Below are 12,146 nucleotides of genomic sequence, written 5' to 3' on the forward strand. Positions count from 1 at the left end.
CAAGCAAAAGAATTAGTGAGATATAGAAATGAGCACGAATACTCAGACGTTAGACGCGATTTATAATGAAGGTGAACGTCTGGTGCCGGGTGAGACCCACGGCCGGGATGAAGTAGTCCGCCATAAAAGTAGTTATAAATTGTTTCGTGCTGTCATCGAAGCCGACATCCTGCGCGATCCAACGATGCTGGTTTCCGGTATTAAGATTCTTGATATTGGCTGCGGCACCGGTCACGGCACATTCATGCTTAGCGAAATTCTAGGCGCCAAGATTGTTGGTATCGATCCGAGTATCGAGTCGGTTCAGTATGCGAAAGACAATTACGGATCGAAAAACATTCAGTATGTGAATGGTGATGCCGAGTCTTTCGTTCGCGACGCTCATACTTTTGACTATGTTGTCTCGCGCCATGCACTGGAGCACGTCATCGATGGTCTGAACTTCGCGCTGAAGGTGGACTGCCGGAAACGTCTGATGGTCAACGTCCCCTTTAATGAAGCGGATGGTAACCCTCATCACCTTGTTCACTGGATCAAGGAAGAGCATTTCGAGGCCTACCCAAATAAAGAGTTTTTCTATGAAGGGCTGGATGGCGTTACCGAGCTGACGCGTAACAATGAGACGCCACCCAATTCGATTCTGTGCATTTCCAGCGCTGCAGAACTAACGCCGGTACGTGAGCTGTTTGAATTCCCGATCGCCGAGTGGAAGCCGGAGTTCTTGCAGAACTTGGGTATCGAAGCGCTTGAGTCTGATCTCGAGCAACGTGAGCTGAATGTCCAGCAGCGTCAGCAGTATTGCGTTGAAAAAGAAGCTCAACTTGATGCGCATCACTCCAATCTACGTGATCTGGAAAACGATGTTCGTCGTCGTGAGGCGTGGATTGCAGAGAAAGAAGGTCAACTCGCTAATCATGAAGCGAATTTGAATGGCATTCAGGCAGAGCTTGTTCGTCGCGAACAACTCATTGCCAAGAGCCTGATCGCACGTCTTGTGCTGAAACTAGGTTCTTCTCCGAAATGAAGGTCTTACAGGTAAATGGCTATGAGTCCCCTGGTCGTCGATTTAATGGTCTTTCCATTACGCCGCTTCTAAAAAAATACGATGTCGAATCTCGGCATCTAATTTGGGAAAAGGACACTCAGAACCTGGACGTGCTGACGTTCGAGGGGAAAAATACAAGGAAAATCAACCGGATCCTCAATCGGGTTGAGCGTTTGACCTCGATGCAATCAGTGCTCTACACGAATGGCCGGCAGATGATGAAAATGCCCGCCTTCGAGGAAGCTGATGTGTTGCACCTACACATCATTCACTCGGGCTACATGAGCCTTGGTGATTTGCCCGAGATCACTCGACGTAAGCCTACGGTTTGGACACTGCATGACCCGTGGGCCATGACAGGGCATTGCGTCTACCCATTCGAGTGCAAGCGCTGGATGACCGGTTGTGGCAAATGCCCCGACCTGGACATTCACTTTCCGCTGCTAATGGATACCACCCGGTTTTTGTTTCAGTACAAAAAACGTGCGTACAACAAATCGAAGTTCGATGTAATCGTGGCCTCCAAGTGGATGCGCGATATGGTCGAGGCTTCTCCTCTTTTCAAGGATGTTGATATCCATCAGGTGCCTTTTGGCCTAGACCTGGACTTTTTCAATCCGAATGCTTCACCTGATGCGCGCAAGCGCTTCGGTATTCCTGATGATGCACTGGTCATTTGCTTTCGGGCCGTCGATAACCAGTTCAAAGGTCTGCCTTACATTATCCAGGCGTTGGAGCGCATCAGCGCCAAGCAGCCGGTTTGTCTGTTGACCCTCAACAGCAAAGGGTTGATGGAGCAGTTCAAGGATCGATTCCAGCTCGTTGAGTTGGGTTGGACCAACGATGAAGAATTGGCGCGTGATGCGTTTGTTGCATCCGACATCTTCCTCATGCCTTCGATTGTTGAGGCTTTTGGTGTAATGGCTATTGAAGCATTCGCCTGCGGCAAGCCGGTGATCGTGTTCGAAGGCACATCGCTGCCGGAAGTGACGTTTGCTCCAGAGGTTGGGGTGTCAGTGCCGATGCACGATGGCGAAGGGCTTCATCGCGCTCTGCAGCATCTGATCGACAATCCGGCTGAGCGTGAAGAACGCGGTCGCAAGGGACGAGAGATTGCCGAAAAACATTATGGCGATGACTTGTACGCACGGCGGCTGGCGGAGATCTATAAAACGGTTGCTGCTAAATGAAAGTACTGCTTTTAACTGATATTCCACCGTGTCGTAACTTTACCGCCGGTCTGGTGCTGGACCGGTTGGTTGGTTTTTTGCCCAAGGATCAGGTCGCTATCTGTGCTGTGGTCAATCCAGCGTTGAACCCGGAGATTCCTCCGGAGCTCGACGAAGTCCCTAAGCTTCTTCTACGTAAGCCACGGGAGGCCGCGGTGCGTGTATTGCCCCGCAAGGCCGGGATCCTGTCGGCGTTCCCGTTTGAGTTGGTCCAGGCTAACCGCGTTCAGCGCGAATTGCTTCCGCAAATTCTCGAATTTGCCAAGGCGCAGAAAGTTGATTCGGTGTGGGTAGTTCTGCAAGGCCAGACGATGGTGCGCCTGGCTCGCCAAGTGACCAAAGCACTCAATGTGCCACTCTTGACTCAGGTCTGGGACCCGTTCGGCTGGTGGCTGCAGGCGAATCTCATCGACGGTTTTACCCGTCGTCGCTTGCTCAAGGAGTTTGACCAGGTCATCAAAGGTAGTGCGTCCTGCGCCACGGCGTCGTGGGCGATGTCCGAGAATTACACGAACAAGTACCGTGTCGTAAATGCTCCGGTGATCGCCGGGTTACCTCGTGAACTGGCCTTGCAGCCAGCCACGAAGGTGCATGATCGCGATGAGTTCATCATTGCCATGGCCGGCCAGTTTTACGCGCAAACGGAATGGGAATGCCTGCAACATGCATTGAATGCCTGTAACTGGAAGGTTGCTGGCAAGCGTATTCGTGTGCGGGTGATGGGAGGCGCATTCAAAGTGTTCACTCAAAGTCCTTCGAATTTCGAGTATTTGGGTTGGCAAAGTCAGGAGGAAACGATTCGACTGCTTGCGGATTCTGATCTTCTCTACATGCCTTACTGGTTCTCTGGTGAGTATCACGAAGAGTCGAGCAACAGTTTTCCATCGAAGCTTGTTACCTATTTCGCTTCGGGCCGCCCGGTGTTGTGTCATGCACCGAGTTACGCCTCTCCGGCGAAGTACATCAAGGCCAATGATGCCGGCTTCCTGTGTGAATCGCTGGACACCTCCGTCATCATCAGTCAGTTGGAAAGGGCTGTGCGGGACAGCGAGGCTTATGCTCGTTTTGCAGCCAATGGCTATTCATGCTTCATGAAGGATTTCACGCTGGAGCGCATGAAAGAGTCATTTCTTGCGTTTTTGGGAAATCACACCAAAGCATCAATAGGGCTTTCTAATTGAGTCAGAATATCTTTACTGCTCATCTCCGGCATTTCGATCTCATCAAGCAACTCATCAAACGCGATGTGGACATGCGATTTAAGGGCGCCCTTCTAGGCGTCCTGTGGCCGTTAATCACGCCGCTACTGACGTTGGCTATGTACGCGGTTGTGTTCGGTTATTTCCTGCCTTCTCGCTGGCCAGGCGTTGAGGGTATTACCGGATTCGCGTTGATGCTATTTCCCGGCCTGATCGTCTTTACGTTCTTTGCCGAATGCGTGAACCGAGCGCCCAACCTGATTACTTCAAATCCCAATTTCGTTAAGAAAGTGGTCTTCCCGGTCGAGTTACTGGTCTGGGTGCCTATCGGCTCGGCGGTTTTTCAGTTATGCCTCAGTATAGTTGCGTGGGGGGCATTGCACTTTTCGTCAACGGTAGCCTTAAGTGGACCATCGTATTTCTGCCAATTGTCATTTCGCCGCTGGTGCTTTGTTTGTTGGGCATTACCTGGTTCTTGAGTGGGCTCGGGGTGTTCCTGAGAGATATCGCACAACTGACGATCGTTATCACGCAGGCATTGATGTTCTTCTCGCCGGTTCTGTACCCGCTCGATAAGCTGCCGCAATGGGCCAATCACTTGATCATGCTCAATCCGCTGTCGTTCATTGTTGAACAGGCACGGTTGGTGATGATTAACGGCGGGATTCCCAACTTCTTGGGCTTGTTGATCTATACCTGCGTCAGTCTGGTCGTTTGTTGGCTTGGCCTGCGTTTCTTCAGATCTGTCAGACACGGCTTTGCGGACGTTTTGTGAGTATGGACATGACTTCAGAAGTAAATCCACAGTCAGTTATCGAGGTGGTTGGCCTTGAAAAGGCATACCATATTTACGATGCGCCACATGATCGGCTAAAGCAGATCTTTCTGGGCTGGAAACGCAACTACTATCGGGACTTCCTGGCGCTGAAGGATGTCAATTTCGAAGTCCTCAAAGGGCAGTCAGTAGGTGTGATTGGCCGAAACGGTGCCGGTAAAAGTACTCTGTTGCAGCTGTTAACCGGCACTCTGACGCCAACCAGAGGCTCGGTGAAAATCAATGGTAAGGTCGCCGCGGTTCTTGAGCTGGGTTCGGGGTTCAACCCTGAATTCAGTGGTCGAGAAAACATCTATCTGTATGCCAGTCTGTTCGAGCTGAAGAAGTCTTGCATCGAAGAGCGCTTTCAGAAGATTGTCGATTTCTCTGAGCTTGGCGACTTTATCGAGCAGCCGGTAAAAGCCTATTCCAGCGGGATGCAGGCGCGGCTGGCGTTCTCGGTCATTGCCCATGTTGATGCCGATATTCTGATCATCGATGAAGCGTTGTCGGTAGGGGACGCTTTCTTTGCTCAGAAGTGCATGCGCTTTCTTCGGCAGTTCCAGGAGCGCGGCACGATCCTTTTCGTCAGCCATGACCTTGCCGCTGTCACGGCATTCTGTGATCACGCGATTTGGTTGGAAGGTGGGGTCGTGCGCGATGCAGGCAAAGCGAAAGATGTCTGCGAAAAATACTTTGCCCAGCTTTACATGCAACATACCGGTGCCGAAGGCGCGGCTGCCGTTGTAGAAGGTGCCGTAGAAGACGAAGAGATTGAAGAGGTAATTGAGCAAGAACCGGAAGGCGAGATCATCGAGCAGCGGATTGTCATGCAGGATGACGAGACGATTTTCAAAGGTGCTCAGGAAATCGAATGTTTCGGCTTCAACCCGCAGTCATCGACGTTTGGCACAGGTGGCGCAGAAATTCTCAACGTCAGCTTTACCAATGCCAAAGGTCGTCAATTAACCGTTTGCGAAGGGGGGGCGGACGTTGTTGTGAAGGTTACGGCAAAAGCCATACACGACGTCGATTTGCCAATTATCGGTTTCATCATCAAAGATCGGCTGGGGCAGCCGTTGATCGGTGGTAACACCTATCACTCCTACAAAGAATCACCAGTCAGAGTCATAGCCGGCAAGCGGGTCGACGCTGCATTTCATTTCAAGTTACCAATACTTGCGGTGGGTGATTATTCGATCGTTGCGGCGATTGCCAATGGCACGTTGCATGAGCATGTGCAGCTTCACTGGCTGCATGATGCGGTGCTGTTCAAAGTAGTTGCTACCAGTATTGACGGAGTGATCGTCGGGGCACCGCTGGAAAAAATTATTCTTACCTCCAAGGATTGAGCCAACAATGACTCAACAACAAGATCCAGGACGTTTAGCCTGGGCGGATGCATGCAGATTGATCGCTATGTTCGGCGTGTTGATCATTCACATTTCGGCACCGATTTTTTACGATTTCAGAAATATCGAGTTGAACAGTTTTTTGGTTGCCAACGCACTTGATTCGATTGCGAGGGTAGCTGTTCCGCTGTTTGCGATGCTTTCTGGAGCCCTGCTGTTGGGCCGCGATATGTCTAAAGGATTTGGTGGGATTGTTTCTAGAGTTCTGAAGGTTGCCATCCCATTGGCCTTCTGGAGCGTTTTGCACGTTTTCTGGATCAACTACTGGACCGGCAAGCCTCTTGATATACCGAATGCGCTGGCTCAGGCTCTGCGCGGACCGGTGATGTATCACCTGTGGTTTGTCTACATGACCATCGGTGTCTACATCCTATTGCCTATCTTACAACCGATATCGTTGTCGTTGTTGAGCAGCAAGCGCCTGGCCGCTTACTTTTTCGGTGTGTGGTTTGTAATCAATTCGGTGACTGTCTACTTCCCGGTCAGCATCTTGCCTCACCTGACGTTGACGAGTTTTCTGAACTGGCCCGGTTATTTCCTGCTAGGGTTCTACATCGTGCGTTCGGATATCCTGAGCAAGATCCCCGCCTGGTGCAGTGCTCTGGTCTTCTGTCTCGCGAGCCTGGCGACGTTCCTGCTAAGTTGGCGCATCAACTCGCTCTCGCCGACTCCAGACGAAACCGCATTCCTGTACTTCAGTCCTAACGTGCTGATCGCATCGTGTGCAGCCTTCCATTTGATCAGGAAAATTCGTGTGGCCCCACTTCTGGTGCGTCCGGTCGCATTCTTGTCCAGTATCGTTTTCCCGGTCTACTTCATGCACTTGCTGGTGATTGATCTGATTAAGGCCGGCATGTTCGGATTTACTTTGAACCTTGCATCGATGTCGACATTCTCGGCGATTTTCAGTCTGTCGTTGTCTACATTTGCGGTGTGCTTGATTCTGGCGGCTCTGACACGTGTGATACCGTATTCGGCAAAGCTGATTGGTTAACCATTTAATTCAAATAGAAACCGTACTTGAACGGCTTTTTTCGAGGGACCAAAATGACCGTAAACGAAGCTATCCCTTCATCGCCTGAAAACTTCCAATCACCGAATGCTTCAGTAGAAGACCCGATCGACCTCACGATCGTTATTCCATGTTTGAACGAAGCGGAAAACATCGTTGGCATCCTCGATAGTGTGAAGGCTGCGGTCGCTAATCAGACGTTCACTACCGAAGTCATAGTTGTCGACGACAAAAGCGATGACGAGACCTACAGCCTGGCTAACGCCTGGGGAGATGCAAACAGACAAGAACTGCCGGTTCGAGTGATCAGCCGTTCCTTGCATCGCCGTGGTTACGGCGCAGTAGTCCGTTTTGGTGCAGCGCACGGCATTGGCCGTTATTGCATCTTTGTTTCGGCTGATGCCGTTGATCCGATCCATTTGATCCCGGCGCTGTACAACGAGATGGAAAAGGGGGCGATTCTTGCCCAATGCTCTCGTTATATTCAGGCGGGCGATGACGGAACCATTCCGTTCAAATACAAATTCTTTCAGTTCTTCTTCCGTATTGGTGTGCGTATTGCACTCGGTCAATACATTCCAGACTCGACTTATGCATTCAAGATGTTCCGTCGTCGGGAAACCCTGGGTGTAGGTCTTAGCCAAAACCGGTTTAGCATCAGCCCCGAAATTACCTTCAAGTCCATCTTGATGGGCGGAGAGGTCAAATACATCGCGGGTGCTCAGGGCGTGCGCGAACGTGGTGTATCGAAATTTATCTTCCGCAAGGAAGGTCTTGGTTTTGGGTATTGTTTGATTCGAGCGTTTTTGCATAAAACCAAATTGGTTTACTGGTTCTGAGACTTGAAATTAAGAAAATGGAATTCCCGTGTATAATTTTTTTGCTGCTGTAAAAGATCGAGTCAAGATTAGTCGTAAAACTGCTGAAGCTTACCTAGTGGCTTTGCTGCTGCTGGTTGCGGCATTTCCAGACGTGATATTCAATAATGCCAGTCTGCGATTGACCGATCAGATTACAGGCGCGTACACGGCGGTTCCGCTCAAACCCTTCTACACCATCCCCAATACGACAGGATGGTGGGCTGGGTATAACGATAATGGCGGTGCTACCTATCAATCTGAACCCATGATGCAATTCATGGTTAACAGTATCCGTGATGGTCAGAGCCCTTATTGGAACCCGTATTCAGCAGCCGGGGCACTAGGACCTGAGGCGCTTGTCGATCAGAAATTCTCTGCAATGACGCTGGTTAATGCCCTGCTCGGTGGTGGTTCGGGCATCTATAATATTGTCTTCTTGCTGGCACTGTATTTCGGTGTGTTCTTCATCTACCGAATTGTCAGGGAATTGTTCGGTCTTTCCGCCGTTGCGGCACTTGCTGCAAGTGTCTTTTACCTATTGAACGGATATATAACAGCCAACCTCGGGTCGAACGTAACGCAAAGCTATCTATATGTTCCGGTATGCCTTTATACCGCCCTGTCGTTTGCCTTGCGATTCTCGATATTGCGCTGGTGCATGGCAGTTCTTGCGTTCTCGCTGTTTTTTTCCTGCACCTTTATGCCGACGACCATTACGTCTTTGATCGCAATGGGTTGCATCGTCCTAGGCTTTCTTGTCAATAATGTTCAAAATGGAAAGTACTCCGCTAAAACTGCTGCGGCGACTTCATTTTTCCTTTGCCTGAGCATGCTGGGGTCATTCCTGCTCCTGGCTCCGCTTTATTTTCCGTTCCTGGAAAACCTGAAAAGCCTCGGTACTCTTGAAGATTACTCAAAGCGGTACTTCTGGGGATTGCGTTACCCCAACGCAATCATGTCGTTCTTTTCATCGTCGCATTTGTTCGAATCGTATAACGCCGCAGAACCCCTCGCTGCTTCATTCAATGAACACGGCTCGTTCATTGGCAATACGGTTTTCCATATTGGTGTTATTGCAATTGGGCTTGCAGGCTGTGCTATTGCCAGGCGTATGCCGCAATTCAAGTGCCTGGTTGCAATCTGTATCGCTGTAACCGGTTTCGTGGTGGTGCGGCTTTTTGATCCGGTATGGATTCAAGTGTTTTTTGCCCAATTACCAATAATCGGGCATATAGGCAGTCAATATTGGTGGCCGGTGATTATGTTTCCCCTGGTTATTCTGGTGGCATTCGGGACCCATAATCTTCAGGCGAAGAATGTTCGCATTCTGCCTTGCCTGGCATTGATCGCATTTGGTATCTGGGCGTTTATGAAGATTTACGGCGTTTTCGGCCTTCAAGAGCCACGCTTGGAGTACAAGACTCTATCATTGGAATTGTTGGCTGCAGTTACCACGCTGGTCATCGCTGTAGCAGTATTCGCGAGATTCATTTCGAGTCCAGCGATTCTGCGAGCGGTGTTGGGGGGCTTAGTCGTTGTCATGTTTGTAGAGCTGATTCTCATGGGTAAGATGGTGCGTTTCGAAAGAAATGACCTGTTCTCCAACATGCCGCCGGCCCTGCAGTTCGTAAAAGATAATATCGGTAATTACCGAACGCTGAATTTCGGTCAAGGCGGCCTCTATCCCGAACTGGGTTCGGCGTTCAAGATCCAGGAAGTCAGCACCCTCAATCAGGGTGGCTTGCCGGAGTTTCGCGATTTCTTCTATGCCTCTATCAACCTTGAGAGCTCGCAACGACTGGGTTATCACGAAACTACTCCGTTGGGCTCATTTCCAACATTAATTCTGATTCAGGACAAGCCTGAAACCAATACGATCAATTGGGGGGCGATGAATTTTCTCGGGGTTAAATATGTGCTTCTGCCGTTGACTTACACGGCTTACGAAGCTGATCTGAAAGCACGTGGTTTCGAGGAGGTTTATCACAGCCTGGCAACCCGAGTGATGGAGAACAAGCATGTGCTGCCGAGAGCATTTGCTATTAGTGCCAGTGGTGTTACAGCAGACGACAGTGTCGATCTTCCTTTTGGCTACGCACAGAATCTTGTGCCAGTTTCCATAGATACCTATCGAAATGGCGAAGTGATTCTTTCCGGGCAAGTAGATCAGGAGTCTTTGGTAGTTCTTTCGGACACTTGGCACTCCAATTGGACTGCGGTTTTGAATGGAAAAAAGGTGCCTATTACTAAAGTTGACAAGGCATTTCGCGGTGTAGTCGTGCCTGCTGGCAGCTTCTCTATTCGCATGGAATATCAACCCAAGTCATTGCCTTGGGCATTCAGTTCTTCGTTCATGATGATTGCGCTGCTTCTGTTTCTGGTAGCACGCTGCAAACGCCTCAGCTCTAAAATTGATGTCCTGTGGCTTAATTTGTCTGGTTTTCGGTTTATCTCATCTCGTGTCGGCAAAAGCCTTATTCCGGAAAGACAACAAGGTTAAGAATGATGTCTCGTTCGCTGTTCAAAAAGAGCCATGTTTTACTTCTGTTCAAACTATCGCTTGCGGTGGTTCTGGTCTGGGTTTTGCTGAACAGTGGGCAACTCGACTTTCGTTCAATTCTAGTAGTTTTCGATAATCTAAATTTATTTATTCCGGCTTTGGTCTGTTTGTTTCTGGGCATCGTCATCAGCGGCTTTCGCTGGTGGTTGCTGTTGCGTGCCACGGGTAACAATATCCCTCTGGGTACGGTGCTGAACCTACAGCTGATCGGTAGCTTTTTCTCTACCTGGTTACCTGGTGCGGCTGGTGGAGATGCTGTAAGGGGAGTGCAGGTTTTTCGTTTGTTGAAAAATGGCAGGTCCACCGCTTTGCTGTCGATTGTCGCTGATCGAGTCTTTGCGATGGTTGGATTGATTTCCATTGCCGTGCTGGTTTCGGTTTTCCTGCCGAAGGCCATTTCGCCAGACGCCGATATTTTTCAGTATGCAGGGCTGATCCAGACACTGGCTTACGTGTTGACTGGAGGGATAATTTTCGGGTTGCTGGGGATCTATCTGGCGCTTCGTCATTCCGTCATTGACTATCTTCCAATCAAGATTCGTCATTACCTGCATCCGTTCGGAGTTACGATACTGATGTATCTTCGTGCCTGGCCTACCTTACTTCTATGCTTGGTGGTGTCGGTGTTGGCGACGGGGATCGTGATTATTGGCATGATCACTATCGCGTCGATATTTCCCTATGCGGCGAACCCCCAGATCACCGCTATTGCCGGAGTATTCGGCAATTTGTTTTCCGTGATCCCGATTACGCCTGGCGGTGTAGGCGTGGGTGAATCGGTCTTTTCCACGGTTTGCGCCGAGCTCGCAGCACGGGCTGCGCCATTCGCTACGATCTACTTCAGCTTTCGGGTCGGCATGTTGATCGTCAATATTCCAGGCATGATCGTTTCTGTGTTTTACAGTACCTCGAGGCACCGTGAGAAAGCGGAGACATTGAGTTGAATCCCGGATACGCTGATTTCGAAGTGCTTTAAATATACGGGTGCTGTGATGAGTTTATCCAATAACGATAATTTGATGACTGAAGAGTTCATGCCTCGGGTTTCGATCGTTATACCTGTGTACAACGGCGCGGATTTTTTGGCTGAGTCAATCCAGAGTGCCCTCGATCAGACGTATGCTGATGTTGAAGTGATCGTTGTCAATGATGGTAGCAACGATGCTGGCGCGACCGAGCGAGTTGCTAGGTCCTTTGGTGATTCCATTTGTTATTTTGAGAAAAGTAATGGCGGAGTCGCGTCTGCGCTTAATCTTGCAATCCAGCATATGACAGGAGAGTATTTTTCCTGGTTGAGTCACGATGATTTATATGCTGAAGATAAAATCGCCAGACAAATTGCGTTCTTGTCCGCGCATGAGCCTGAGCGAACGATTGTCTACTCTGATTATTTTATATTCACGGGTATTGAAAAGAATAAGGTCACCCGGATCAATATGCCTACTGTGCAGCCAGAGTTTTTTCGATACTGGATTACTGCGCAAAGTGCATTACATGGCTGCAGCCTGTTGATTCCACGCGCCGCATTTGATGTGGCCGGGTCTTTTCACGAAGGATTGCGAACCACTCAAGACTACGAGTTATGGTTCCGGATGGCGGGTATGTATCACTTCCTTCATCTACCGGAAGCACTAATAAGTGCCCGCAGCCACATAAATCAGGATACCCATCGAATTGCCGATGTCGCGTTCTCGGAGGCGGGGGATCTGTACCTTGGTTTTGTTAAATCGATGGTGCCAGCAGAAATTCCAGGCCAATCGCCTTCAGAGATTGGGGTAAATTATTTGCGCCTGGCCTCGAGTCTCTGGCAGCGTGGTTTTAATGATGCGGCGGCTTACAGCGTTAAAATGGCACGTCAATACGGCGTTTCTATAACCGAGGTGCTTGGCTCACAATTGATCGCGGTTTTCACCAGGAGCTTGCGGCGATACGCCCGTGCCGTGCTTACGCCTCAGAGCAGGCAGGCCATTCGCAGGGCTATCATGTGTCTAGCGCCTTCCCATAGAGGCCGTTAG

At 50.0% G+C, this 12,146-nt stretch carries 11 protein-coding genes; all 11 read left to right on the forward strand.

Translation table 11 applies throughout. From position 1 onward, the window contains the following. Positions 1–28 precede the first annotated feature (28 nt). On the forward strand, positions 29–1,024 hold the full coding sequence (locus DKY63_RS27910; RefSeq protein WP_110967074.1) for a class I SAM-dependent methyltransferase: 996 nt from the start codon (positions 29–31) through the stop codon (positions 1,022–1,024). Further along, positions 1,021–2,235, forward strand: a complete 1,215-nt coding sequence (locus tag DKY63_RS27915; protein WP_110967075.1) for a glycosyltransferase family 4 protein — start codon at positions 1,021–1,023, stop codon at positions 2,233–2,235. Before DKY63_RS27910 ends, DKY63_RS27915 begins: the two co-directional genes overlap by 4 nt. Beyond that, positions 2,232–3,455: a glycosyltransferase gene (locus DKY63_RS27920; protein WP_110967076.1), complete on the forward strand. Its 1,224-nt coding sequence runs from the start codon at positions 2,232–2,234 to the stop codon at positions 3,453–3,455. The genes DKY63_RS27915 and DKY63_RS27920 overlap by 4 nt, the downstream gene beginning before the upstream one ends. Continuing rightward, on the forward strand, positions 3,452–3,952 hold the full coding sequence (locus DKY63_RS32915) for an ABC transporter permease (RefSeq protein WP_204354262.1): 501 nt from the start codon (positions 3,452–3,454) through the stop codon (positions 3,950–3,952). Before DKY63_RS27920 ends, DKY63_RS32915 begins: the two co-directional genes overlap by 4 nt. Continuing rightward, positions 3,931–4,248: an ABC transporter permease gene (locus DKY63_RS32920; RefSeq protein WP_275428072.1), complete on the forward strand. Its 318-nt coding sequence runs from the start codon at positions 3,931–3,933 to the stop codon at positions 4,246–4,248. Before DKY63_RS32915 ends, DKY63_RS32920 begins: the two co-directional genes overlap by 22 nt. Before the next feature lie 8 nt (positions 4,249–4,256). Beyond that, on the forward strand, positions 4,257–5,639 hold the full coding sequence (locus DKY63_RS27930) for an ABC transporter ATP-binding protein (RefSeq protein ID WP_110967996.1): 1,383 nt from the start codon (positions 4,257–4,259) through the stop codon (positions 5,637–5,639). Positions 5,640–5,646: 7 nt separating this feature from the next. Next, positions 5,647–6,693, forward strand: a complete 1,047-nt coding sequence (locus DKY63_RS27935) for an acyltransferase (RefSeq protein WP_110967077.1) — start codon at positions 5,647–5,649, stop codon at positions 6,691–6,693. A gap of 53 nt (positions 6,694–6,746) precedes the next feature. Beyond that, positions 6,747–7,550 (forward strand): glycosyltransferase family 2 protein, encoded by an 804-nt coding sequence (locus DKY63_RS27940; RefSeq protein WP_110967078.1) that lies wholly within the window; start codon positions 6,747–6,749, stop codon positions 7,548–7,550. Positions 7,551–7,578: 28 nt separating this feature from the next. Continuing rightward, complete coding sequence (locus tag DKY63_RS27945) at positions 7,579–10,071, forward strand: hypothetical protein (protein WP_110967079.1); 2,493 nt, start codon at positions 7,579–7,581, stop codon at positions 10,069–10,071. 5 nt (positions 10,072–10,076) lie between these two features. Further along, a complete protein-coding gene (locus DKY63_RS27950; RefSeq protein WP_204354264.1) occupies positions 10,077–11,075 on the forward strand; it encodes a lysylphosphatidylglycerol synthase transmembrane domain-containing protein in 999 nt (332 codons plus the stop codon). A 75-nt stretch (positions 11,076–11,150) separates the two neighbouring features. After that, positions 11,151–12,146, forward strand: a complete 996-nt coding sequence (locus DKY63_RS27955; protein ID WP_162634929.1) for a glycosyltransferase — start codon at positions 11,151–11,153, stop codon at positions 12,144–12,146.

The sequence above is a fragment of the Pseudomonas putida genome, from assembly GCF_003228315.1.
GTDB lineage: Bacteria > Pseudomonadota > Gammaproteobacteria > Pseudomonadales > Pseudomonadaceae > Aquipseudomonas > Aquipseudomonas putida_S.